Source organism: Methanococcoides burtonii DSM 6242 (assembly GCF_000013725.1).
GTDB classification, from domain to species: domain Archaea; phylum Halobacteriota; class Methanosarcinia; order Methanosarcinales; family Methanosarcinaceae; genus Methanococcoides; species Methanococcoides burtonii.
This window is the reverse complement of the sequence record NC_007955.1, coordinates 1,641,310-1,667,191: the sequence shown is the minus strand read 5'-3', so window position 1 is coordinate 1,667,191 and position 25,882 is coordinate 1,641,310. Positions and strand designations below refer to the sequence as shown.

The 25,882-nt window shown below is 41.6% G+C and carries 23 protein-coding genes and 1 pseudogene; 8 read left to right on the top strand and 16 right to left on the bottom strand.

Annotation, left to right across the window (positions count from 1 at the left end):
* Window positions 1-44: 44 nt before the first annotated feature.
* The 8 genes from neuC to asnB form a co-directional block, all read right to left on the bottom strand.
* On the bottom strand, window positions 45-1,154 hold the full coding sequence (neuC, locus tag MBUR_RS08185) for a UDP-N-acetylglucosamine 2-epimerase (RefSeq protein WP_011499635.1): 1,110 nt from the start codon (window positions 1,152-1,154) through the stop codon (window positions 45-47).
* Window positions 1,151-2,185: an N-acetylneuraminate synthase gene (gene neuB, locus MBUR_RS08180; protein WP_198003720.1), complete on the bottom strand. Its 1,035-nt coding sequence runs from the start codon at window positions 2,183-2,185 to the stop codon at window positions 1,151-1,153. The genes neuC and neuB overlap by 4 nt, the downstream gene beginning before the upstream one ends.
* The gene (locus MBUR_RS08175; RefSeq protein WP_011499633.1) at window positions 2,169-2,885 is read right to left on the bottom strand and encodes a cytidylyltransferase domain-containing protein; all 717 of its coding nucleotides are present in this window, start codon (window positions 2,883-2,885) and stop codon (window positions 2,169-2,171) included. The genes neuB and MBUR_RS08175 overlap by 17 nt, the downstream gene beginning before the upstream one ends.
* A gap of 282 nt (window positions 2,886-3,167) precedes the next feature.
* The gene (locus tag MBUR_RS08170) at window positions 3,168-3,869 is read right to left on the bottom strand and encodes a nucleotidyltransferase family protein (protein WP_048063605.1); all 702 of its coding nucleotides are present in this window, start codon (window positions 3,867-3,869) and stop codon (window positions 3,168-3,170) included.
* Window positions 3,870-3,873: 4 nt separating this feature from the next.
* On the bottom strand, window positions 3,874-4,866 hold the full coding sequence (locus tag MBUR_RS08165; protein WP_011499631.1) for an SDR family NAD(P)-dependent oxidoreductase: 993 nt from the start codon (window positions 4,864-4,866) through the stop codon (window positions 3,874-3,876).
* The gene (locus MBUR_RS08160) at window positions 4,850-5,740 is read right to left on the bottom strand and encodes an NAD-dependent epimerase/dehydratase family protein (protein ID WP_198003719.1); all 891 of its coding nucleotides are present in this window, start codon (window positions 5,738-5,740) and stop codon (window positions 4,850-4,852) included. Before MBUR_RS08160 ends, MBUR_RS08165 begins: the two co-directional genes overlap by 17 nt.
* Window positions 5,730-6,809, bottom strand: coding sequence for a glycosyltransferase family 4 protein (locus MBUR_RS08155; protein WP_011499629.1), 1,080 nt, complete (start codon window positions 6,807-6,809; stop codon window positions 5,730-5,732). The genes MBUR_RS08160 and MBUR_RS08155 overlap by 11 nt, the downstream gene beginning before the upstream one ends.
* 18 nt (window positions 6,810-6,827) lie before the next feature.
* A complete protein-coding gene (asnB, locus tag MBUR_RS08150; protein WP_011499628.1) occupies window positions 6,828-8,732 on the bottom strand; it encodes an asparagine synthase (glutamine-hydrolyzing) in 1,905 nt (634 codons plus the stop codon).
* A gap of 172 nt (window positions 8,733-8,904) precedes the next feature.
* Here asnB and MBUR_RS08145 point away from each other — a divergent pair, with 172 nt between their 5' ends.
* The 4 genes and pseudogenes from MBUR_RS08145 to MBUR_RS08130 all read left to right on the top strand — a co-directional run bounded on the left by MBUR_RS08145 (window position 8,905) and on the right by MBUR_RS08130 (window position 13,822).
* On the top strand, window positions 8,905-11,379 hold the full coding sequence (locus MBUR_RS08145; RefSeq protein ID WP_011499627.1) for an oligosaccharyl transferase, archaeosortase A system-associated: 2,475 nt from the start codon (window positions 8,905-8,907) through the stop codon (window positions 11,377-11,379).
* 78 nt (window positions 11,380-11,457) lie between these two features.
* The gene (locus MBUR_RS08140) at window positions 11,458-11,949 is read left to right on the top strand and encodes a 3-isopropylmalate dehydratase small subunit (RefSeq protein ID WP_011499626.1); all 492 of its coding nucleotides are present in this window, start codon (window positions 11,458-11,460) and stop codon (window positions 11,947-11,949) included.
* Window positions 11,950-12,810 (top strand): DUF7714 family protein, encoded by an 861-nt coding sequence (locus tag MBUR_RS08135; RefSeq protein WP_011499625.1) that lies wholly within the window; start codon window positions 11,950-11,952, stop codon window positions 12,808-12,810.
* 16 nt (window positions 12,811-12,826) lie between these two features.
* Window positions 12,827-13,822: pseudogene (locus MBUR_RS08130) on the top strand (isocitrate/isopropylmalate family dehydrogenase).
* Between the two features lie 55 nt (window positions 13,823-13,877).
* On the opposite strand, the gene flaJ reads toward MBUR_RS08130, so the two are convergent.
* From flaJ to MBUR_RS08090, 8 genes are all read right to left on the bottom strand, one after another.
* The gene (gene flaJ, locus MBUR_RS08125) at window positions 13,878-15,533 is read right to left on the bottom strand and encodes an archaellar assembly protein FlaJ (RefSeq protein WP_011499624.1); all 1,656 of its coding nucleotides are present in this window, start codon (window positions 15,531-15,533) and stop codon (window positions 13,878-13,880) included.
* Between the two features lie 9 nt (window positions 15,534-15,542).
* Complete coding sequence (locus MBUR_RS08120; RefSeq protein ID WP_011499623.1) at window positions 15,543-17,192, bottom strand: type II/IV secretion system ATPase subunit; 1,650 nt, start codon at window positions 17,190-17,192, stop codon at window positions 15,543-15,545.
* A gap of 23 nt (window positions 17,193-17,215) precedes the next feature.
* On the bottom strand, window positions 17,216-17,911 hold the full coding sequence (locus MBUR_RS08115; protein ID WP_011499622.1) for an ATPase domain-containing protein: 696 nt from the start codon (window positions 17,909-17,911) through the stop codon (window positions 17,216-17,218).
* An 11-nt stretch (window positions 17,912-17,922) separates the two neighbouring features.
* A complete protein-coding gene (locus tag MBUR_RS08110) occupies window positions 17,923-18,426 on the bottom strand; it encodes a flagellin (RefSeq protein WP_011499621.1) in 504 nt (167 codons plus the stop codon).
* A gap of 43 nt (window positions 18,427-18,469) precedes the next feature.
* Window positions 18,470-18,910 (bottom strand): flagellar protein F, encoded by a 441-nt coding sequence (locus MBUR_RS08105; protein ID WP_011499620.1) that lies wholly within the window; start codon window positions 18,908-18,910, stop codon window positions 18,470-18,472.
* Window positions 18,900-20,186, bottom strand: a complete 1,287-nt coding sequence (locus tag MBUR_RS08100) for a FlaD/FlaE family flagellar protein (RefSeq protein WP_011499619.1) — start codon at window positions 20,184-20,186, stop codon at window positions 18,900-18,902. The genes MBUR_RS08105 and MBUR_RS08100 overlap by 11 nt, the downstream gene beginning before the upstream one ends.
* Window positions 20,187-20,370: 184 nt before the next feature.
* Window positions 20,371-21,075 (bottom strand): UMP kinase, encoded by a 705-nt coding sequence (gene pyrH, locus MBUR_RS08095; protein WP_011499618.1) that lies wholly within the window; start codon window positions 21,073-21,075, stop codon window positions 20,371-20,373.
* Between the two features lie 138 nt (window positions 21,076-21,213).
* Entirely contained in the window at window positions 21,214-21,390 is a 177-nt protein-coding gene (locus MBUR_RS08090) for a 4Fe-4S binding protein (protein ID WP_011499617.1), read from the bottom strand.
* Window positions 21,391-21,761: 371 nt separating this feature from the next.
* Between MBUR_RS08090 and MBUR_RS08085 the strand changes: the two genes are divergently transcribed.
* The 4 genes from MBUR_RS08085 (at window position 21,762) to MBUR_RS13035 (ending at window position 25,831) form a co-directional block, all read left to right on the top strand.
* Window positions 21,762-22,403: a type IV pilin gene (locus MBUR_RS08085; RefSeq protein ID WP_011499616.1), complete on the top strand. Its 642-nt coding sequence runs from the start codon at window positions 21,762-21,764 to the stop codon at window positions 22,401-22,403.
* 45 nt (window positions 22,404-22,448) lie between these two features.
* Complete coding sequence (locus MBUR_RS08080) at window positions 22,449-24,629, top strand: ATP-dependent DNA helicase (RefSeq protein WP_011499615.1); 2,181 nt, start codon at window positions 22,449-22,451, stop codon at window positions 24,627-24,629.
* Window positions 24,630-24,746: 117 nt separating this feature from the next.
* Window positions 24,747-25,139 carry a GerW family sporulation protein gene (locus MBUR_RS08075; protein ID WP_011499614.1) on the top strand — a complete coding sequence of 131 codons (393 nt, stop codon included), beginning with the start codon at window positions 24,747-24,749 and terminating at the stop codon, window positions 25,137-25,139.
* Window positions 25,140-25,180: 41 nt separating this feature from the next.
* Window positions 25,181-25,831, top strand: coding sequence for a DUF2953 domain-containing protein (locus tag MBUR_RS13035; protein WP_011499613.1), 651 nt, complete (start codon window positions 25,181-25,183; stop codon window positions 25,829-25,831).
* Window positions 25,832-25,882 lie beyond the last annotated feature (51 nt).

The window sequence follows — 25,882 nt, the reverse complement described above, 5'->3', positions numbered from 1 at the left end:
CTCCGTTAATAAACAATCTTCTTTTGCAACAATTCAGGCGTTATCTATATACTTTCAAGAATTTCTGCAATTGCGGTGCCTGCATGACCATTTCCATATGGACTTATACACTTGCTTGCCTTACGTTTAAAATCTTTATCATATAATCCTACTTTAATTGCCTTTATAATCTCATCTTTGTCGTAATCCACATCAATTGTATTTTGTCCTCTCTGTCTGCCGGTTTGACGAGTGCCTATATTAACTACCGGTAAACCGAAAGATGGAGCTTCAATTATTCCGCTACTGGAATTTCCAACCATTACATTTGTGGTTCTCATCAAACTCAAATAATCAACATGCCTGATATTTTTAAATATCTTGATAAATGCATAATTTCGGTACTGTTCAATGGTTTCAATTATCTTTCGACCACCTGCATCGGCATTTGGATAAATTACAACAGTTTGTTCACCAAGTTCAACTACTGCATCCATGGTCTCACGGATATGTCGTTCAACAGCACCAACCTCGGTTGTAACAGGATGCTGTACAACCAGTATAATTGGTTTGTTTATGTCAATATCGAAAAAGTGTCCCATTTCTTCTTTAGGAACAAATGTTTCCGATAAAATTGTATCAAGTGCAGGTGCACCCACAACGTAAATTCTAAACTCGTCCTCGCCCAAATTCCGTATTCTTTCAGCACTTTCTTCGGTTGCCGGAAAATGGATATGTGATAATTTGGTTATGGCATGCCTAATCGATTCATCGACCGTTCCACTAACCTCACCGCCATGCAGATGTGCCACAGGTATATTCATGTAAATTCCTGCAATAGTCGTAGCCAGCATCTCTCCACGATCCCCTAGTACAAGAAGTATATCTGGCTTTATTTTTTTAAGAGCATCGGTTAGACCCAATATGCATATTCCGACATCAAGAGCCATAGATGCACCACTATCTTCTAACAATCCTAATGGGATTTTAGCATCAATACTAAATCCATCTTTTTCAATCTCATCCACAGTATGCCCGAATGTTTCAGATAAATGCATTCCTGTAACAATAAGCGATAAATCCAATTTTGAAGATCTCTGGATGGCTTTCAAAACCGGTAAATAAATTCCATAATCTGCACGAGTTCCTGTGACCACTGCAATTTTCCGCTTCATATTGTCTCAAACATTTCGAAATTGATTAAAGAATCTTTTTTAATTTCTGAAATTGGTACCTTACCAATTAGTCTGTCCAGATATTTTGGAGGCATCCCTACACCTGGACGCTTAAACGCTAGCAGATCCTCAGCGATGACAGTGCCCGCAGGAATGTTAACCTTTGCCACGATGCTCCTTCTTACAATATCCCGCACCTCAAGTTCCGACTCTACTGGAGCTTTTACTGAAGAACCCCGCGCCTTTTCGACCAAACGTATGCCGCGCACCATTTCCTCTAGTTCAGTGGGTTCCAATGATGCCATGTGATCTGGACCGGTGAGGTTCTTATCAAGTGTGAAATGTTTCTCGATCACACACGCTCCCATGGCTGCAGCAGCCAGTGGCACACAAATACCGGAAGTGTGGTCTGAATAACCAACCTGGACATCAAATACATCTGCCATGGTCTCCATGGTCAGTAGGTTGCAGTCCTCCACACGTGCGGGATAGCTTGATGTACAGTGGAGGAGGGTAAGATCCTCGCATCCTGCATCTTTTATAACCGATACTGCCTCTGCCACTTCTTCAAGTGTGGACATGCCGGTTGAAAGGATGATTGGAATTCCTTTTCTTGATATGTATTTCAGTAATGGATGGTTTGTGATCTCACCAGAACTGATCTTTATTAACGGAACCCCGAGTTCTACCAGCAGGTCAACGCTTCTCTCATCGAAGGGCGTGGAAAGAAACATGATGTTTTTTTGCTCAGCATGTTTCATCAATTCTTTATGGTCTGTTTTTGAGAGCTCCAGTTTCTTGATCATCTCAAATTGGGATTCGGAGGACTCAGTTGTATGCTTTTGGTATTCTGCTTTTGGGGTATTAATGCTTACGACATCTTCTGTGACAAAGGTCTGGAATTTTACGGCGTCTGCGTTGGATTTGGCTGCTACGTCGATTAATTGCTTGGCCAGTGCTATGCTGCCGTTGTGGTTCACGCCGGCTTCAGCAATGATGAATACGGGGGCATTCTCACTTATTCGATCCATTTTTTGCATTTTTTGTATACTCTTGGATTAGCAGTTCTGCAAGTTTGAAGTCGATTTCGTCATCAATGTCTACACTTCTTTCCGCTGGCATGATATATGGAATAATCTTATCGCAATAAAAACCATTGTTCTTGTAGAGGTTTTCGATTGTGGTTATGTATATTGCACCATTTGGTCGGTACACCTCAGGCAGTTCTTGCCTGCGCATTTGTAAACATTCGTTCCCGAAAAGCGATTTAAATTTATCACCCTCATATTTGAAACTCCAGTATGGTGAGTGCTCCACTTTGCACATGCTTATTACAGAATCGCAGTCCGTTTTCATGAACATGTCGAGTGCCTTATCAATATCAGCGGCATTTCTCAATGGAGATGTGGGTTGTAAGAGAATTATAATTTCGGTGTCATATGCATTTTTTATGGTATCTATAGCGTGAAAAATCGCATTAATTGTAGGGGATTCATCTTCGGCAAGTTCAGCAGGTCGATTTATGATTTTGGCACCACATTGCTTAGATATTTTTGCAATTAATGGATCATCAGTGGAAATGAAAACTCTTTCTAAGTATCTTGATTTAACTGCTTCTTCGATGGTATGGCAAATAAGGGGTTTTCCATTCAATGACCGTATGTTTTTACCTGCAATACCTTTAGAGCCGCTGCGGGCTGGAATTATTGCAAATATATTATTTTTGTCCATGATGTAGTTTCCCTTCCTTTCTCTATTAGCAATATTTGAAATGATGATTCACAGCTTCAATCAGATTACCCGCACACCACCAAGCAGGAATCAGATCGTGTCATCATATCCTTTAAGTTAATGCTAGAACTCGAACTGATCGGTCTCATCCACATCGAAGATACGGACTGTTTCAGGTTGCTCGTTCTTTAATGTGGCGCACCAGTTCCTTTCTAAGTGAATCGGTGTCGCTGGTTATGAGGCTCTTTTTATTATGAAATATATACATAATTTTCACCGAATTCACAACAATTCATCCTTCATACTCTCAAACTCTTCCAACACCTTAGAATAATCCTCATATCTACCAATATCCATCCAATATCCCTCGAACATATAACCGGAAACATTCTCATTTAGACTTATCAAATTCTTGATTAGATCCGGGAAATCCAAATACTCTCCTTTTTTAATATGTTCCAATATCTTCCGATTAAAAACATAGATTCCCATACTGACCTTGTATTTCAGCGTAGGCTTTTCAATATAGTCTGTGATCTTCCCATTATCATCTAATTCAAGAACTCCCAAGCTTATTGGAACATCCTTTGTATACACGGAAACTGTCGATAGTGCATCATTTTCAAGATGGAATCGCATAAGGTCAGAGTAATTAACATTTGTCAAAAGGTCCCCGTTCATCACCAGAAAATTCTCATCCAGATCATCAATTAGGGATAGGGGGCCGGCGGTTCCAAGTGGTTCGTCTTCAATAGAGTATGTGATGTTCACTCCCCACTTGCTCCCATCTCCAAAATATGCCTCTATAAGACCTGCAAGATGACCGACAGCCAGAACAATATCGGTAAACCCATTCTTCTTAAGTTGCCGGATAACAATCTCTAGTATCGGCATATCCCCTATGGGCATCAAAGGCTTTGGCAAAACTGTGGTATAGGGAGCCAGACGAGTCCCCTTTCCTCCTGCTAAAATAACTGCTTGCATATTATTAAATAACATACATATCTGGCTTATATAATTTTGTATATTCTTGCATCCACTCGATGGTCTCTTTCAATCCATTATCAAGTGAATATTCCGGAGACCAGTTAAGCAAGTCCTTTGCTTTCGAATTATCACATATCAATTCCATTACCTCACTTTTGCCTGGACGAACACGGTTTTGTTCCTCGATAACAGGAATGTCCTCTTTTCCAAGTATCTTAAGGATCTTCTCCAGAATTACTCCGATAGTAGCTCCTGATCCTGTTCCTACATTAATGGTCTCTCCAGATGACCTCTCTGAAAGTCCAACTTCAATAAATCCATTCACTGTATCTTTTACATATGTCATATCACGCACCGGTGTCAATGATCCCACATGGATCTCATCTCTGGTAAGCGCCTGTGATATTATTGTGGGAATTATTGCACGCGCAGACTGGCGTGGTCCAAACGTGTTGAAAGGCCTGATAGTCGCAACGGGAAGATCAAATGAACGATAATAGCTCTCTGCCATTTTATCCGCTCCGATCTTGGAAGCAGAATAAGGCGATTGCCCTTTGAGGGGGTGCTTTTCATCGATTGGTGTGTATTCTGCAGTACCATACGTCTCACTTGTGGATGTATGTACCATCTTTCCAACTCCATTGTCAAGACATGCCTGAAGAACATTCAGAGTACCTTTGACATTGACATTAACGTAATGCTCAGGAGCTACGTATGAATAGGGTATGCCAATAAGTGCTGCCAGATGGAATACAATGTCTGTGTCCTTTGTCACCGAATTGACAAAAAATGGGTCAGTAACATCTCCTGAAATAACTTCGACCTTATCAAGCAGATCCTTTTCTGCAAGCTCAAGTAATCCCCAGTCATTTCTTGAATTATAATGTACGAACGCTTTGACATTAGCACCACGACGGACCAGTTCTTCTGTCAGATGGCTGGCAATGAATCCTCCTGCTCCCGTAACAACGACATTCTTATTTTTTATACTCATTCAGATACGTCCTTAAGGTTTGTGCAAGTCCGGTCTTAATATCCGTTTTCGGTTCCCACTTGATTATATTCTTTGCTTTTTCTATATTTGCAATAGTGTCGGAAACTTCACTTTGCCGCTTCTCACATGTATAATCAATATCAGCTCTTTGACCTTTCTCAAAAAAATAAGTCTCTGCAAGCATATCTGCTATCTCTCTTACAGAATTGCTCTTCCCGTTTGCAATATTAAATACATTGCATCCACCAAGACCACTATCCAATGCACATTCAAAGGAATCTATAACATCGTCAATATACACAAAATCCCTTTTAGGCAAAGGGTCTTTCAGTGACACTTTTCCTGATTCGAGTTGACGTATTATATGTGGGATCAGATAATCTCCTTTCTGGTGGGGTCCATAGACATTGAATAAACGCAACGATATGACATCGATACCATAATCCCTGCAATAAGCGTTGCAAAGCTCTTCTCCTATCAGTTTGCTCTGGGAGTATGGGTTATTCGGTAGAGTTGGATGCTTTTCATCAACAGGTGTGTATTGTGGGTTCCCGTAAACAAAAGTACTGGCATAGATAAATCTCTTTACATCGTTCAAACGGCACCACTCAAGCATATTCAATGTGCCGAATGTATTTATCGTGTAAACATCTCGTGGATGGTTAAAGGATTCCGGTATATTTGTCATCCCGGCAAGGTGAACAAGCACATCCCTTTTTGGTATCGTCTTCACTTGTTCCCAATTAGTAATATCGATCGAATCTAACGAGTGTGAGATCTCAAGCAGGTCCAAGCCCTTTAAACGAAGTTGGGCGGTAAGCCGAGTCCCTATAAAGCCTCTACTTCCTGTAATTGCAATGCTATCATTGTTCATGTTCTTTGACCATATTCTCATAATCTAGTCTGACAGAGGACATAATGCGATACCAATCTCCTCTCTCATCTATGACCTTGTATGCCTGGTTCCCCAATCGTTCTCTTTCATCAGGGAACCTTGCCAGGTCCAATATCTTTTCTGCCAGGATCTCGGGGTTTCGCGGTGGTATTAAGATACCGTTCATTCCATCTTCTATCCACTCCTTAACACCGCCCACATCAGTTACAATGCAGGCTTTTTTGCATGCCATGGCTTCAAGGACAGAAACCGGGGTCCCATCTGATGTGGCGGTGGATACGTAAATATCGCCTTTATGCAAATACTTAGGCATTTCTTTGTATTCGATCCATCCAACAAAATCGATGAACTTCTCAATATTCAGATCTTTAGCAAGCTGCTTAAGTGAACTTTCAAGAGGTCCAGTGCCCTTTATTATGAAATTTATGTTCTCATATTTTTCAACAACAAGAGGTATGGCGTGAAGCAATGTCTCAATATTATATACTTCATAAAAGTTCCTGTTCGAGAGAACTTGTACTTTTTCATGAGGCCATTCTTTTTCATTTGGGCTAAATAGTTTGGAATCCACCCCGAAAGGAATTACTTCAACATGGTCTGCGGATATTCCAAAATCGAAAATGATCTTTTGTGCAATATCATCAGAAACCGCATAGATCTTATCCGCTCTCTTAAGACTTTTCTTTGTAAAATACCATAATACCTTTGACCAATATGGGATGATCAGTATATCATCTCCCCATGCACTCATCACCACAGGTCTGAAATTCAAAAATGCTGCATGGAATCCAAATTTCGATATAAAATGAGCATGAACGATATCAGGCTTGAGTCTCTTCACAAGTGAATATATCTTCAGATGCCTTGGTATGAAAGCAAGATAAAGACTGTCAAATCTCGATCTAATGGCATGTATCGTCACTCCGCTTATATCCTGGATAGGCGACTCATACGTAATTAGATGTACTTCATCCCCTTGCTGTGCAAAATATTCTGCCCAGCGAACAGTATGTACAGAAATGGCATCTGCAATTAAACAAATTTTCATATCTTCTGCCTCTCCCACTCACATCTTCATAAATCTTTCATGCCACATCTCGAACACCAGCAAAGCATACATCTGATGATTATACAACAATTCTGCTCTTTCATGTTTTTTCATGATGTCCTTGACAACTTCCGGTCTGAAATATCCCTGTTCCACGATTGATGACTCATCAAGCACCTGCTGTGACATTTCGTGAAGCTCGTCTTTGAACCACGTATCGATAGGTATCCGGAATGGTCGTTTCTTCCGGTTCTGTGCAGCAGGTGGTAACATGCCTTGACCAACTTTCTTCAATATATATTTCTCAGTCATACCACGAAGTTTCAATTCCTGAGGAATACTGGCTGCAAATTCAACGACCTTATGGTCTATGATAGGAACTCTCGCTTCAATGGAGCTTGACATGGTAAGCTTATCCGTTTCAAGCAGTATATGATCAACAAGATATGACTTTGTATCCGCATACATCATCTTTGAAAGAAGGTCTGTATTTTTAGCACTGCTCCGCTCATCTATTGCTCCTGAATACCTCTTTCCTCTGAATAAACTTGTAGTTGCCTTCTCGAATGTATTGTGGTGAATTTTATCTTTTATCTTATCTGTGTAGATATCTTCCTTATCTTCTTCACTGAACACAGATTTCGTAAAAAGAAATCCATGCTCTTCCACTTCCTGAGTGGCACTTTGTATCCCAACGTACATCTTGCTCGAAAGGTGGGGAGAGATCGCATTCACAAAAGGCCTAACGAGTCCCTGTCTAATGACCTTTGGAACTATCTTATGGTATTTTTGGTTCGCAAGACCCACTTTATAGCTGATATAGCCTCCAAATACCTCATCCCCGCCGGCTCCGTTGAGCACAACGGTCACATGTTTGCTTGCCATTTTCGAAAGCTGGAACATTGCCAGTGCAGAAGGGTCTGCTATTGGCTCATCGTTATGCCATATGATATCTTTGAGGTTTTGTTTGAAAGCACCCTGATCTACTATTATCTCATGATGGTTCGTTCCAAAAAAGTCTGCAGCTTCCTGAGCCTGGCTCAACTCACCTATCTCTCCCCGCTCCCCGAACCCAACAGAGAATGTTTCAATAGGTTCATCAACCATCTTGCTCATTAGTCCGGTAACTATTCCCGAATCTATCCCGCCGGAAAGATAAATTCCAAGGGGCACTTCGCTCATAAGTCGCATTTTAACAGACTCTTCCAGCAAAAGACGTGTCTTTTTAATGTAAAAGTCCTCACTTTCATTTCCAACAGTTACTAGTGGTACATCCCAGTACTCTGAAATATTTACTTCACCTTCCCGATATGTCATTACATGTCCCGGCAACAATTTCTTAATTCCGGCAAACATCGTTTCGGTTCCAAGAGCATGGCGGAATGTCAAATAATCGTGTAAGGTTCCTATATCAACGGCTTTTTCATAACCGCTATACTGAACTATCGACTTTATTTCGGATGCAAATAACAATCTGTTGTCTATGGTGGTGTAATAGAGTGGCTTGACCCCAAGTCGGTCGCGGGCAAGCAATAGTGTCCTGGTGTTTGAATCCCACAATGCAAAAGCGAACATACCTCGAAGATGATGGACAAGGTCCTTCCCATATTCTTCATAAAGGTGAACAATTACCTCGGTATCTGATGATGTCTGAAAACGATGACCTCGTTTTTCAAGCTCATCCCTTAAGCTCAGAAAATTATAGATCTCCCCGTTATATACAACATAGATAGTTCCATCTTCATTGCATACCGGTTGATGTCCGCCTTCAAGATCAATGATGCTCAATCGGCGATGTCCAAGACCAATCCCCTTATCCGTAAATGAGCCACTATCATCAGGACCACGATGAACGATAGCATCACACATTTTTCCAAGGAGGTCTTCATCATCAAAGCCTGCATATCCGCATATTCCACACAATTAATAGATCTCTCCAGTGTTGTAATTAAATTGTTCCTGTATTATTATTTACTTGACCATCAATAAATTTTATATGATTTCTTCCTTTATCTGTTCTCACAATACTTATATGATATCATACTTACTATCTTATAAATTTATAATGCAGGTCAATTGTTGAAGAGTTGAAGTCATGGCGGAAGAAAAGAAAAATTGGGATGTCAAAGGAAGCCTCCCCTATTTTGTAGGAGTGGTCATATCATTTTTGATCGCATTTGATCTTAGGACCATTCCAAAAGCGGGAGTCTTTATTTCAAGTGAGTTTGTTAGATTTGGGGGAAATGATCCATGGTATCACTTAAGGAACGTTGAATCAATTGTGCACAATTATCCGCACATGCTCTGGTTCGATGCGTATACAAATTATCCTATGGGGACAGGGCAGGTTTTTGCACCATTATACGATATGTTCCTAGCGACCATCATCTGGTTAATTGGTTTTGGGAATCCCAGTCAAGACCTGATCTATACAGTTTGTGCTTATTTCCCTGTGGTTCTTGCTGCACTTGTAGTGATCCCTGCATACTATATAGGTAAGTGGCTATTTGATCGCAGAGCAGGTCTGCTAGCTGCTTTCTTTGTATCAGTATCTTCTGGTCAGTTCCTTTCCCGATCAATGATCGGTTTTAATGATCACCACATTGCTGAGACCTTGCTCAGTACGGTAACAGCTATGTTCCTGATAATGGCGGTTAAGACTGCAAGAGACCATGATATTTCATTTGAGGGTCTTAAAAATGGTAAGTTCTCCTCTCTTAGATCATCTCTTCCATATTTCATTCTTGCCGGTATATCCCTTGGTGCATATACTCTGGCATGGAAGGGGGCACTGTTCTTCAGTTTGATAATTGGGGTGTATGTAACGGTACAACATATTCTGGACCATATGCATGGCAAAAAGACCGATTATATGGCAATTGGCGGAATGATCATTTTTGCTGTTGCACTTATAATGGTTGCGATGACCCCTTATCTCGGTGGTACAAAAGCACTACATTTAAAGGCTCTACTCGCAGGATTGTTTGCTTTCCCGATAATGACTTTGGTTTCTATTGAAATGAACCGTCGTGGCTTTAATAAATATTACTATCCTGGTTCTCTCATCGTTTCTTTTGTTGCGGTTGTATTAATATCCAAAATTGCACTTCCTTCAGCATATGACCTGATCATAAGTGTTTTCAGTTATTTCATGAGGACAGGTGGCGGTCTGTCGATTGCAGAAGCCGCTCCTCTTCTGAGCAGAGGTGGTGTTTTCACACTTGCACCACTCTGGTATAACTTTGCATTGTTTGGCTACGTATCATTTATAGCTCTTGCACTGTTCGCGTATGAAGCTACCAAAAAGAACTCTCAGGAAAAGACATTTCTCATTGTATGGACTGTAATGATCATCTGGGCTATGCTTCAGCAGAATCGTTTTGCATATTATTATTCCATAAATGCTGCAATCCTCTCTGCATATCTGGGAATTAAATTACTTGATCTTGCAGGATGGAGCAAACTTCAGGATGATGTCAGGACTCGGAAAAAATCAGTTACAACATACACATCCTTTATGGAAAATGTAAAACCAATTCATATTTTGAGTCTCATCCTGATCGTAGGGGCACTCGCATATCCAAGTTATGGTATGGCGGTACAGCAGGCACAAGGTGTAAGTGGGCCTAATGGTTACTGGATCGATGCAACTCTATGGCTTCGCAACAATACACCTGATCCGGGACTTGACTACTATGAAAATTATGATGTCCCTGTGTCAGGTGAGTCTTACCAGTATCCTGAAGAATCATACGGTGTGATGTCATGGTGGGATTATGGTCATTGGATAGAGATCATTGGACACAGGATTCCTAATGCAAATCCTTTCCAGCAGGGAATCGGTGGTCGTTCTTTCAGCATTGAGGAAGAGAACAGGCCAGGAGCCTCTACTTTCTTCACTGCCCAATCAGAAGAAGAAGCAACTGCTGTCCTTGAAGCGGTACATCCTGATCCTGATAAATCGGGTGCTAGGTATGTTGTGACCGACGTGGAAATGGCAACCGGTAAGTTCTACGCAATGGCTCTATGGACCCTTGATACCAACGATTATTTCTTCTTGGCACAGACTAATGAGGGCGATAGGATTGCACCGAATGAACGTTATTTTAACACTATGGAAGCAAGACTTCACCTTTTCGATGGTGATAGTCTTGAACAATATCGTATGGTCTATGAATCGCCTTCAGCAGCAACGGACGAAACTTGGTATAAGTATGTCTATAATGTTCGGCATGGTGGCTCAATTCCTGTTGAAGATACTGGTTATGTAAAGGTATTCGAATATGTAAAAGGTGCTACGATAAGGGGTAATGCTCCTGCAGACGAGAAGATTACGCTTAGCACAACTATACAAACTCCTCAAATGAGGTCGTTTTCTTATTCCCAGACAATGATCTCCGATGGTAGTTTCGAGTTCGTGGTCCCATATTCTATGACAGGTCCTATTGAAGGTGAGACTAATTTTGTTGTAAGGGCAGTTGAGCCTTATACAATAAGTTATGAGAATACTTCAGTACAGATCACTGTCTCCGAAAAGGCTGTTCTTGAGGGCGATGTGATCAACATCTGATCACATTTCCATTCAATTTTCTTTTTTTCCGCTACTTACTAATATCATTGTGTAAAACCTACTCTTCAGGTGACAACATTGGAAAGTAAAATTAAAGGAAAAGCTTGGGTATTCGGCGATGATGTCGACACTGATGTCATTATCCCTGGTAAATATCTCAGGACAACTGATATGCAGGTTTTCGCTGATCATGCGATGGAGGGCATAGATCCTGATTTTTCGAAGAAGGTCCATAAAGGCGATGTGGTCGTTGGGGGAAGCAACTTTGGTTGTGGGTCTTCAAGGGAACAGGCAGCTCTTGCTTTAAAATATGCAGGCGTTTCTTGTGTTATCGCTAAATTTTTTGGGCGTATCTTCTTCCGTAATGCTATCAATGTAGGACTTCCTCTCATGGAAGCTGATATTGAGTGCAATGAAGGTGATACTGTTGAGGTCGATCTGCAGGAAGGCCTGGTGACCATTAACGGTAAAGTATTCAAAGGCAACAAGCTTCCTGATTTCCTTCTTGAGATATTGACAGATGGCGGCCTTGTTGAACACAGGAAGGCTATGCAGAAAAAGGACCAATAAATGATATTTCCTGATGAGTACAAGTGTGTCGGTGTGACGGGGATATCCCCTGATGAAGTGCACGAGGATATTATCTATTTCCTTTCGGACTACATGATAGTTGAAGATAAAATAAGTGAGTCCGAGATCGAATATTCCGTTTATCATGTGAATAAGAAAGGAACTGACCTTCTACGTGAAATTGAGAGCATTGAGCTTATATCTTCGAAGGAACAGGTCATAAAATATGAATTGCAACTGAACATAAAGGACAGGACACTTCTTATCGATACAGCAATGGAATTGTGCAAAGGCGATGTGAACACTGTGATCTTCACAGGTGTTGATAATCACGTGACCTTTGTCCACTCCCCGTCATTATCTGAGGTAGTTGAGATTGAGATAGTCGATGTGATCCCCCCGGTCCCTTCGTGGCTTTCCCACGTTGTAAGACGGCTCGAAACGAGTGGCATTTTCGGGGATCTTGGAGTTCGTTTTACCGAGAATGTCATTGACCTTTCGCAGTTCGAGGGTGAGAACACTGTGTTCCCCTGCTCATGTTCCGGTCTGAAGGGCAAGTTCCTTGATTGCGATACTGTAATGGAAGATGGGGTATTGCTTGTTGGTTGTGAGATATCGAAAAAACTGTTTGAGACGCGTTTTCCTGATATCAGCTATTCAATGGTCAACATCTGTCCTTTCAAGTCTGACATTTTCAAACCGACAAAGCCTTTCATAACCAGGTGTTGCCGTTCGGAAAAGTCAGGCAGGGTCACCATCAATGATGTGGAAGGGGCAGTGGTCCACTGGGGTGCTTCGGAGTATTTCGTTTCAGAAGCTGTAAGGGATCTGGCACTTGATATTGTAAAGAAAAGGGCATGATCTTATGGTTAAAAAAATGAGGGTTGCGATAGTTGAAGGCGATGGTATCGGCAAAGAGGTAATTCCTGCGGCAGTATAGGTTCTTGATGCGCTTGCCCTTCCCATTGAAAAGGTCCCGCTTGAACTTGGATATGGTAAATGGGAAAAATGCGGCGTTGCCATTAATGAGAACGATCTGGAAATACTGAAGAGCTGTGATTGTGTTCTGTTCGGTGCGATCACCACTCCTCCTGACCCGAATTACAAAAGTGTTCTTCTTACCATTCGTAAAGAACTTGATATGTATGCTAATATCCGCCCGATAAAACCGCTTCCCGGGCTTATCGGTGTGACAGGAAAGAATGATTTTGATCTTGTTATCGTGAGAGAGAACACCGAAGGGATGTATTCTTCCATCGAAGAGATCCACGATGATGTTGCATATACAAAACGGGTCGTGTCACGTAAAGGGTCTGAGCGTATTGCAAGAAGTGCCTGTAAGCTGGCAAAAGAGAGAAAGAATCAGGTTACCATCGTACACAAATCCAATGTTTTGAAATCCGATACTCTTTTCCTTGGTGTTTGCCGGGAGGTTGCTGCTTCTGAGGGAGTAGAGTACAGTGATATGCTTGTGGATGCAATGGCATATAGTCTGATGTCATATCCGGAAAGATATGATGTGGTGGTGACCACAAACCTTTTTGGTGACATACTCAGTGACATGTCGGCAGCTCTTGTCGGTAGCCTTGGGCTTGTGCCCAGTGCTAATATCGGCGACAAATATGCTTTCTTTGAACCGGTACATGGCAGTGCTCCGGATATTGCGGGTAAAGGCATTGCAGATCCAATTGCAGCTATCCTTAGTATGAAGATGATGCTTGAATGGATGGGCTACGAAAGAGAAGCGGTTCTGGTAGAGAATGCGGTAAGTTCCAGCATAAAGGAGAACATGACAACTCCTGACCTTGGTGGTAGTTCCAATACTTCTGATGTAGGTAAAGTGATAGCTGATCACGTTCGGAATAATCTCTAAAAAAATAGAATTTAACCCCCTATCTTCAGGGGTTCTTTATCTTTAAATTATTCTTTCAGGAAGTTCCTAGCAAGGTTGCCACTCCTGAAGTTGTAAAGACTGCACTGATCGATGATATCCAGACCATTATCACGAAGTCCGTTGTGGACCTTAAAACGTGTCCTCCATCAACAAAGCGTATGAGGAGGGCTGACATTAATGAATGTGCGACCATTATGAGCAATATCATTGCTGAAAGTACCTCTATATTACCTATCTCTGTGTTCAGGATCAACCCCATTCCCATGCCTTCCGGCATGGTGACCGTTGTGAACATGTCTTGCATCAGATCGACAACTCCGATCGAAATGTACAATGTGAATCCTATACCGCCCGTGAGTCCATAAAGCACTCCTACAAGACTTGATGCGGACTGGTATCTCTTTTTTCTCAGATTCACAATGCGGTGGAAGTTGTTAGCTATCATATCCCCGATCACCTCCGGTTGTCCGCCGAGGTTAGTAGCTTCAACGAACATGGCACTGAAACGCTGGATAAGATTGCTTCCTGTATTAGCTGCAAAGAAATTCCATGATTTCGTTTTGTCCACACGGGTATTCAATCTTTTGTATAATGCGTTCACATCTTTTGTGAGAGGACCAAAATCATGTATTTGCAGGGATTTGAGTGCTTCATCTATAAGTCCGCCTCTTGCACCTGCGGAACTTCCGAGAGAACGTATAAGGGAAGGATAGTTTTCATCTTTCCTTTTGATATTCTTTTCTATACTGGATGCAACATGGCCGATATAGAAAAGAGGTGTTATTACCACGGCAACAGCGATTGCCAGTTCTAGTTTTCCATATAAGATTACTGCAATAGCTGCAATAATACATCCTGCAAATGATATCGGGATCGACTGATATAGTTTGATCTTCGATTTTGTCAATATTTTAGTCTGTTGCCAGATAGGATCCTTTGGCACTTTTGATTTTGTAAATGTTATCATTACCAGATCAGTGACAATAAAAACGACAACAACCACTGACATGAGCAACATTGCATCCATTCCGGTTATGACCGGCATGATGATCGCAAAGGACGCGAGAAAGATCAACGCCATGATAAGTGATATGAACAGCTCTTTGATAACTTCTATAGCGTAGAGGGCGCTGTCATACATTGATTCGTATTCATTCATTACCACGTTCTGTTCGGCTTTAAGGAATGATTTTATATCTTCTCCTGATTGAAGTCCGTGGGCAAACCTGTCAAGGAAGTCCTCATAAAGGATAGATGGTGTTCTTTTTGATGTAAAACGGCATGCATCAGACAAGCTCATGTTCCATACCGTGACCAGATCATATATCTTTTCACTTTCCTTTGCAAGAAATCCATAACTCTCATTCTGGGAAACGATCTTGATTATATCAAGTCTTGGTGTTTCTGCAGTTGAAATGACGCCCATGTGCGTGATGTAATAGTGCATATTATTGTCTATTTGAGCAGCTTTCCCTCCAAGTATGGAGAATGGATAATAGAACACAAAAATTATACAGATCACAGGGATAAGTGCCGGAAGCATCTTTGTGTTCCCTGTGAAAAGGTCAGGCAACAACACATAAGCTACAATTGCGAATATGAATCCAAAAGATACTACTGGAGCTGCAATTTTCCGTGCATAGTCCTTCGGATTCATTTCCATTGCATTGAATGCCTTTAGAGAATCCATTTATGTGCCTCATACTGCAAATGGTAATCCATCAATACCATGTTTATAGAAGTTCACAATTATCTCGAGCACATCGTAATAATCCTTGATGCCTCTCTCTTTCATCTCGTCCAGTATCCTTGCCCTTAACATCAGGTCCTTGTAAATATCCCTTTTATCTTCATATCCGAGTTGTGTGGCGATCTTGTTCTCAAGAATGTAACTGTTGTTCAATCCTCTAAAGCTATGGGTGTCGGTTTCCGGATCCCACTGGAATACAGCTCTTGTGACCACTCCGCCAGCATCTTCGTAGTATCCTTCTATTTCTTCAACTGCAAGACAACGTCTGAGGAATTTTCCTTTACGATATACAGCGGACAATATCATCGCAACATTGAGGTTGTCGATGAAGGTGACAGGAACGTTTATGGGGTCACCTGTCAGACGCTGTATCATCTTTGTTACTGCAGATGCGTGGAAGGTAGCCAATACCGGGTGACCTGTCTGCATACCCTGAAAAGCTACTGCTCCTTCTGCACCACGAATTTCACCAACGATAATATAGTTCGGTCTGGACCTTAGAGCCGCTTTTAGAAGCGCAAAAGTGTCAACTCTCGATTCGGGTGGTCCATCCTCACGTGTTATCAACTGCTGCCATACCGGGTGAGGAGGCTGGACCTCAGCTGTATCTTCTGCTGTGAATATTTTGGCGGTAGGGTTGACGAAAGGAAGACAAGCATTCAGCATGGTAGTCTTTCCACTAGCGGTCTCACCACTAAAGAATATGCTCATTCCATTCTCAAGACACATCCACATGTAAGCGGCCATTTCAGAACTGAGTGCTCCCCACATGATAAGTTCTATTATACTTACAGGAACTTCACTGAACTTACGCATGGTAAAACTGCTACCACGCTTACTTACATCAAGACTGTAAATGATGTTGATACGGGAACCATCAGGCAGTGCACCATCAGCAATTGGTTTCGCATCACTGACAGGTCTTCCTATCCTTTCGCTCATACTCCTGAGCCATTGGTCAAGGCCGGCCTCGTCTCCGAAGGAAAGGTCTGTCTTCATCATTCCAAATATCTTATGTACGATAAAAATACCGACCACTCCAATGCTATGAATATCTTCAAGATATGGATCTCTGATTATAGGTTCAATTGGTCCTGATCCGATAATGTTCCTTTCGATGTGATACTGGAGATGGTTAAGTTCCTGTTGTGTCACAGGTATGGTTTTTGTTTTTGGCAGTATTTTTTCGATGAGGCCCACTTTTTCTTCATCGATCTGACCGCCGGCACCAACATCTATTGCACTTCCCAATAGTTTAATAATAAGGTCTTTAAGTTCATCTTCATCCTTCGGGATCGGTTCGTTTGCGGATCTTTCAAGAATTAGGTCCATTATTGCGGCATATTTCTTTTTTTCAAGATCGTTAAGTAATGGTTCAATCGAATAGTATCCTATCTCTCCCATTTCCGGAGTTCCATAAATATGAATAAAGACCGGATCCCCAACGGGAAAGATCACGTTGACATAGTCCTCATCTTGCAGGTCCTTTGAGAGGCCAGCAACAAATTCCGGTTGATGTCCTGTTCTATTTACAAAGTTTTTGATATATACCCCAAGATGAGGATTTCTTTGTAATGCTTTCTGATACTCAGGTTCCACTTAGATCGCCCCTATTCATTGCCTCAGCCTACAGATGCAATTTCCACTACAAGGCCTACTTTTGTTTCGATCCTAAAGCCTATCATCTGTCCGACAGGTCCATTTGCACCAGTGAATTTGTTCACAACTAACGTACGTTTTACTTCAGCACCCAATGCTTTCGATTTCAATGTCATGTAGACATCACAGGAAGAGCGGAACATGGATGCGATATCTTCTCCAAGTTCACTTGGTTCTATTGTCAGTATTATGACTTTTCCCATTCCGTTGAGTTTTTTGAAAAATGAGATGAGGTCCAGACTTTTTTCAGTATTTGCGCTGTACTTTATTAGTGAGGATATCGTGTCTATTACGATAACATCTTTTTCGAAAAGCTCCTTTGCACCCATCAACCTTTCAATGAAATCGATCCTCGATTTTGCAGACTGTACCAAAGGTATGACTGGAATGTAGAGTAATCTCCCTTTCAAAAGATGAGGGGCTATGGGGTAATCAAGTGAATACATCTGATTGATGTATCCTTTTGTTGTTAACTGGGTTGATATAAATGTGACACTTGTGTCCTTTTCTATCATACCGTATGTTATACGCTGGCATATGGTACTTTTCCCGCCACCGCTACCGCCTTCGATAACTACAAGGGATCCTTTTGGGAATCCTCCACCAAGTTTGTCGTTTAATTCATCACGCTGGATCTCAAAAGAATAAACTGTTGCCATATTAACCTCTTTTATATTCTGAAATCCATTGAATCTGATCTGCCATTCTCTGCGGCTATAAGCAATCGGTGATCACCGTCACTTAATGGTTCAGTGACCGTTACATTGATCATTAGCAGATCCCCGGGTCGCCAAAGCACATCCTGATCGAACAATGAAATATCGAGCTCATCGGGATACACATATAGTCCATCGATGAGAACATCTAGGTATTCCGAATCAAGTTCGGTCTTTCCGGTATTTTTGGCGTAAAATGTGTATTGTTCCATGGTGGTGTCATAGGGTATCAGTTCAGGATCACTTATGATCGTAATGTCCGTTTTTAGCTGTTCGGACAGCACCTTGCCGTTTGATACAGTTGCACTTGTAAGGGATTGAACATTTGATGTCATGACCGCTACAACTGTCATGGCTAGCAGTATCGCAGTTATAAAAAAGATCATGTGGGTAATTGCAGTCTCTGCTCTTCTATCATCAGCAAAAGTGCAAATATGTAGCTTTTTTTTGAATGCCATTTATACACCTTATGTATGGGGGTAAAAATCCGATCATTTCTCTTTAAATTGCAGCCATGTCCGGAATACCAGCTTTATATGCAATTATGCCAATATCTGTTACAACCTTCACTCTTTTGTCCTTGAATCCTGAATCATCTGTTACTGAAAACATCTTCGTTTCATCTGGATACCATTTTCTTGTTTCAGGCGTATATGTGTAGTTTATCACTTTTCCGTCTAGCAGAATGCTTATTTCATCAGATGCAAGTACAATATTTCCATTGTTGGTGATGTTTATATCCAGGATTGAGCTCGTATCGTCCAATGCCATTGAATTTATGGTGATCTTACTGTTAAGTTTCTGATATTGCATATTATATTTCATATCTTCAGCATCTGTTACAATATCATTTGATGTGCTCATCACAGCATAGGAGTGCGTTCCAAGAACAAGGCTAGTTATGAAAAATATGGAGATCACAACCGTAGTCTCAAATCCCATAAAGTTCCTCCAATCCGTGTTTCACTTTTGCCATTTCTCTGTCGACCATGCTGAGCATATTCCTATCTATCTTACGCCCACAAAGCCTTTCGATGAAAAGAAGTGATTTTGTGTGGTCTTCAGGCAGAAGTCTCCATGTGGGCTTTTCCACATAATAATCAATTCCTCTCGCATAGGCCATTATTTCAGATCTGACCTCTTCACTTATCCATTCGATATCAACGTAATAATCAAGAGCATCCATAAGGTTATTTCTGCCTACTCGTTCCATAAGGAACTCTATCCAGTTCAGTAGAACGACTACGCTCATAGGATTCTTCTTAATAGATTCCAGCCGGACGATTGGGGACTTATCGTCATTTTCCTCAGTTCCATTCCCATATCCTGTGTTTTGTGAGTTGTTGGTCTTTTTGGATTGCTGGTTTCTTTCGAGAAACGTTTGTTCCAGTTTCTTCTCCAGTTCAGAAATATCAATTTTCTCAAGCTCTTCGATCTTTTCAGAAAACACACTTGTAGTTTGTGCTATATCATTGATGTTCGCTTCTATCTGATCCGATCTCTCTGAAATAACATTGATGTTTTCCTGCAAGGTTATCAGGGCGTCAGCAAAGACATCTATTTTTGTATCAATGTTGGATATCTTGGCTTCTGTCTCACCAGATATTCCAGGCATTTCCATGCTTTGATTAAGGGCATCGACATCGTTTTTGAGCATCATGGTATAATCAGCAACTTCTGATATCCTTTTCTCAGTTTTATCGAATCGCTCGATAGTCGCAGTACTGTTCTGTTCATCACCAACGAATGGATTGACCTGATTTGAAACGATTTCGTACAACGATAATAGTTCGAGTACACTTTGATCGATCTTCTCAACAGTAGTTTTAACATCCTGATTCTCTCTCTGTACCGATGAGATGGCCACATCTATCTTTGATAGCTTGTTTTCGAGTGCTTTTATTTTGTTTGCGTTCTCATCCACACGTTTGTCATCAACCGCTGGAGCCTGAGCTGGTGACTCGGTCTGGTTCATTCCAGGAGGTCCAAAAGAAGGGGGTGCACTTCCAAAAGGCGGAGCTGAAGGTGGTCCCGATGGTGTTCCGCCGGGGGGAATATTTGCATCACCAAAATTAGGGGGCTCTGCTCCAAAAGGAGATTGAGCTTGAACAAATGGAGACGGTTGCGCTCCAAAAGGAGACACTTCGCTCCCGATGCTCCCCTTTTTTCGAAGAATTCCGTTGGTGAGCTTCTTCAGGGTATTACTAAATCCCGCCATTTTTTTCACGGACTGGTGCAATTATAAATGTATATTATTTCTTAACATATATGTATTAATATACATTGTATCACGCTATTATATAAAAGATTCCAAAAAAGATGCTATCATGTGATGGATTTATAGTTTCTGATTTGTAAATATTATTAAAAAGCAGGTAAGATGAAAAAAGTGTATTTTTCTTTCATCCGATTATACGTGTTCCAAGACGAACACCTGTTACTTTGTCAGTTTTGACAGCTTCCTGAAGTACGACCTCAAGAACGTCCTGAGGATCGGTTCCGTCCATAATGATCGTGTCGATATTACAGCGCTCTATTATCTTTGAGGCAAGAGGGTCTACCGGGGATTTAGATCCTGCTTTCATCTCTGTTGATATAACAATGCCGACAAGTTCCTTTGCAGTCATAACATCGAATTTTTTGGCATTTGGATCTTCTCTGGGGTCACTTGAATAGACGCCGTCAACAGATGTCGCAATTACCATCATATCTGCATTCAGGTATTCTGCAAGGATAGCTGCTACAGCATCGGTGGTCTGGCCGGGTATAACTCCTCCCATCACAACGATCTTTCCTGATGCAAGGGCAGATTCTGCTTCCTTATATGTGGTCGGTGGTTCCGGATGGGCAGTGTTTCCAAGTGCAGCGATAAGAAGCTGTGCATTTAAACGTGTGATGTCAATTCCAATAAAATCACAGACTACTTCATTGGCTCCGACACCTCGGGCAACATCAATATAGTTCCTTGCAGCAACACCGCCACCAGTCACTACCACGATCTGATGTTTACGTGCCAGTTCTTTCAATGCTGAAGCATATGCGGAAAAATGCTTGGGGTCAAGATTTTTTGCGAGTATGGACCCGCCTACTGATAATACGATTAGCATGATGATCTTTCATCATAATGCTGTCAATGGTTTAAATCTATTGGCACTCTGTTGAAGATCGAAGCACAGCTGGAACACATGTGGATAACAAAAGAACGAATCAATATGAAAAATAAAAATAGTATGGAATAAGTTGGCTTATTCCATTGATATAGCATCTGTTGGACAACTGTCCACACATGCACCACAATCAATACATTCGTCAGCGTTTACGACAGCGATGTTCTCTCCGTCCATTGAAATTGCTTCAGATGGGCAATCGTCTACACATGTTCCGCATCCTACACATTCGTCTCTGTTAATTACTGCTACCATTATTCATTTCTCCTATTAAATTTGGATCTAATTATATGAGTGCAAAATTTGCAATATACCCATTAAATACGTTAGATAAAAAGGTATCGATTATCCAAAAAAAGTTTCTATTTTTTGAACAACTGCCAATTTATCAGATTTGGCATTTCAAAAGCAAACAATAATATTCTCTACAATTTTTGCTTTACAATTGTGTTTCTCATTGTAGTTCAATGGGTGGTTTCTGGTATGCATCTTGTTTGGATAATGTGGTAACGACCACATTTCATAGTTTATTTAAATATTGACTCTGCGGACAAATTATTATTTCCAACTTATTTTTTAACGAAATAATTTAATATATTCAAGATGTTTGATGTTTGGTAGATCATATGGTGGCGATCATAAAAAATAATAATGCAGTGACACCCGTACTTGGAGCAGTTCTGCTGGTACTCTTGACAGTTGTCCTTGCAGGCGCAGTGGCAGTAATAGTGATTAGCAATGGTTCTGCTCTATCCCTATCTTCCTCTACCCCGATGGCGATGATCGAAGTGAGTGATGTTGTGGGCTATGCAAGTTCATACAAAAATAATTTTGTGAGCCTTGAGCACAAGGGTGGAGATCCTCTTGATCTTGATTCTACTTTTATAGTTCTCAGTGGGGAGGGTAGCAGCTATGTCAGTCAGGTCGGTCAGGTTGGTCAGGTCGGACATGTGGGTTTCATGGCCTATGGTCATGTCACAGTAAAATATTTAGATCTTACTCCGGAGGGCTCGCTTCTTGCATACAAAAGAAACAATCCCTGTATTGACGATGGGGTGTGGTCGGCAGGTGAAATTCTGGTGCTGGATGGGGATGACAGCATAAATGGTACGGATGCTTCTACTGTTCATGTCAGTGTAGATGGCTATTCCAACACTTCCAACAATTATGGTTTCAACGACGGTGAAACTGTGACGGTCAAGATATTTGATAGTTTGACAGACCGTGTGATCTGTGAAGATGTTGTAGATGTAAGACGTGTTGAATAATTTCAATCAATACTATTAAAGTAGGGTAGCATCATAGGAGATGCGATGAGCGACAAGCCTGCATTTATGAAATATTTTACGCAAAGTTCATGCTATCCTAATCAACAGGAAGCAATGGACCGTATTCACAGTGCACTTATGCAGCAACAGCTAGTGCTGTTCGAAGGAGCATGTGGGACCGGTAAAACACTTAGTGCACTTGTTCCGGCACTTCATGTTGGTAAAATGTTAGGCAAGACCGTTATCATCGCTACCAATGTTCATCAGCAAATGGTACAGTTCATTAATGAGGCACGTGATATAAAAAAGGTTCAGGATGTCAAGGTCGCGGTCATAAAAGGCAAGACCGCGATGTGCCCCCAGGAAGCTGATTATGAGGAATGTTCTGTTAAAAGGGAGAACACCTTTGAACTGATGGAGACGGAGCGAGAGATCTATCTTAAAAGACAGGAACTGAATTCCGCACGCGACAGTTACAAAAAGTCCCACGACCCGGCATTCGTGACACTTAGGGATGAATTGTCAAAAGAGATCGATGCTGTGGAAGAGAAAGCAAGAGGGCTTCGTGATCGTGCATGCAATGACCTTTATGAGGTTTTACGCTCCGATAGTGAGAAGTTCAGAGAATGGCTTTACAAAGAAGTACGCTCTCCTGAGGAGATCAATGATCATGCTATCAAGGATGGTATGTGTGGTTACGAGTTGGTGAAAAGGGAGTTAAAGCATGCAGATCTGCTGATATGTAATTACCATCATGTTCTGAATCCGGATATTTTCTCAACGGTGCTGGGCTGGATTGAAAAAGAGCCCCAAGAGACCATTGTTATTTTTGATGAGGCCCATAATCTCGAATCCGCTGCCAGATCCCATTCGTCTTTATCCCTTACCGAACATTCAATTGAAAAAGCAATAACTGAACTTGAGGCAAATCTTGATCTTCTGGCAGATGACAATATTCATAATCTTTTCAATATCTTCCTTGAGGTGATCTCTGATACCTACAATTCAAGGTTCAAGTTCGGTGAACGTGAACGTGTCAGAAAGAACTGGTATGATATACGCATAAGCGACCCTTATGAACGCAATGACATTGTTCGTGGTAAGTTCCTCCGTCAGGCGAAGGGGGATTTTGGTGAGAAGGATGATATACAGATATTGCTTTCTGAAGCAAGTGAGCTTGGTGCTAAACTGGACGAGACATATAGGGACCAATACAAAAAAGGCCTTAGTAGTGTCATGAAACGTTCACATATAAGATATGTTGCGGATTTTATGTCAGCTTATATCGAACTATCTCACAATCTGAACTACTATCCCATTTTGAATGTCCGCAGGGATATGAACGATGAGATATATGGACGTGTCGAGCTTTTTACATGCATCCCGAAAAACGTGACCGAACCGCTTTTCAATTCTCTGTTCTCAGTGATCCTAATGTCGGCAACGCTTCATCCATTCGAGATGGTGAAAAAGACACTGGGTATCACGAGGGATACGTGTGAGATGTCCTATGGTACTTCTTTCCCTGAAGAAAAAAGGCTTTCGATCGCAGTTTCTATTCCTCCTCTCTTTGCCAAGAACCGTGATGATCGGCATGTAACCGAACTTCTGGAACAGGTGCTTCTGGATTCTATCGAAAATTCGAAGGGCAATGTTATTCTTTTTTTCCAGAGTGCATTTGAGGCCAAACGGTATTATTCAAAGATCGAACCCCTTGTCAATGTGCCGGTATTCCTTGATGAGGTAGGCATATCATCACAGGATGTACGGGAAGAGTTCTTCTCAATAGGAGAGGAAAACGGCAAAGCAGTGCTGCTCTCATATCTTTGGGGTACGTTAAGCGAAGGAATTGATTATAGGGACGGTCGTGGCCGGACTGTTATCATTATAGGTGTCGGCTATCCTGCACTCAATGACAGGATGAATGCAGTGGAATCAGCGTATGACCATGTTTTCGGCTACGGTGCAGGCTGGGAGTTTGCGATCCAGGTCCCGACGATCCGTAAGATCAGACAGGCCATGGGGCGTGTGGTACGTTCTCCGACCGACTATGGTGCTCGCATCCTTCTTGATGGGAGGTTCCTCACGGATTCAAAGAAGAGGTTTGGTAAGTTCTCGGTATTTGAAGTGTTCCCGCCGGCAGAGAGGAGTGAGTTCGTGGATGTTGATCCTGAAAAAGTGAAGTATTCTCTTATGAACTTCTTTATGGATAATGACGAGCAGTAACTTCTGTTCTATTCCCTTCTCATGGGGCTAATTTTTTAACTGTTCATCAACATAGATATTCATAGTTATCTTTCATTTGAATATGTGCGGTCTCAGAACTAATATGGGGGTTTATTTATGGGTCTTGAAGATGTTATGAAAGAAGTTACCAGTGAACTTGAACGTCTGGTAAGTGCTAAAACAGTTGTTGGTGAACCGGTCATTGCCGGGGATAAAACTATCCTTCCTATCACCAAGGTTTCCTTTGGGTTTGGAAGCGGCGGGGGTGAAGGTTCCAAAGGTGGGTCTGAATCCGGTTTCGGAGGTGGCGGTGGTGGCGGTGCTAAGATCGAACCAGTTGCTTTTCTAGTGATATCCGATGAAGGTGTAAGGCTGATGACCCTTGCCGGAAATAGTGATCTTGGCAAACTCCTCGATGCAGTTCCCGGGGTTTACGAAAAGATAAGGTCTGTAAAAGGCAAAATGAAAAAAGACGATAAAAATAAGGATGCATCTGAGGATGCTGAATAAACTTCCTTTTTCTTTTATCGGCAAGTGATAGTTTGGAACTGATGTTCTTCCTTTACGTAATAGTTCTGATCATTCTCTTCTTGCTGGCACTGATCCTGCTGGCACCTATAGCTGTAGCATTTGATGTTAATGGTGGTCTTTCCGGGGTCCGAAGCAATGTCAGTTTGAAGTGGATGTTCCTGTCTTACAGTTTTTCAGGTCAGCCTGATTCAAAAGAGGTTCCTGTCACGAATGGCACAACTTCGACAGAGGAGGGCACTACAAAGGAGAACACTACAAAGGAGAACACTACAAAAGAGGATACAGATCTTCCTCCGAAAAATACGTATGAAATGGCAAGGAAAGGGTATGCTATAAAGGGGCAGTTCCTCCATTTGATGAAGGGTCTTCTTTTTCAGTTACACATAAGGGACCTCGTATTCGATCTTACGTATGGATTGTCTGACCCTGCTGACACGGGAATGTTGTGTGGCTATCTACATACGCTGGCTTCCATAGTTCGGGGAAGAGCCCGAAGTTTCAGTTATTCTTTATATCCGGTGTTCATGGAAGAGGCGTTCGATATGCACCTGTCAGGTTCAATCCGTTTCAGGATAGGTTCTTTTATTCCTCCGCTTTTGATGTTCATATTCAATGTAAAGGTGCTGAAGACCGGCTGGTGGTTTGCGAAAAACAGATATTCTTCCAGTTAACTTTCCGGGGCTTAACAGCCTCATTTTTCAATAGTGTTAGGTATTTAATAA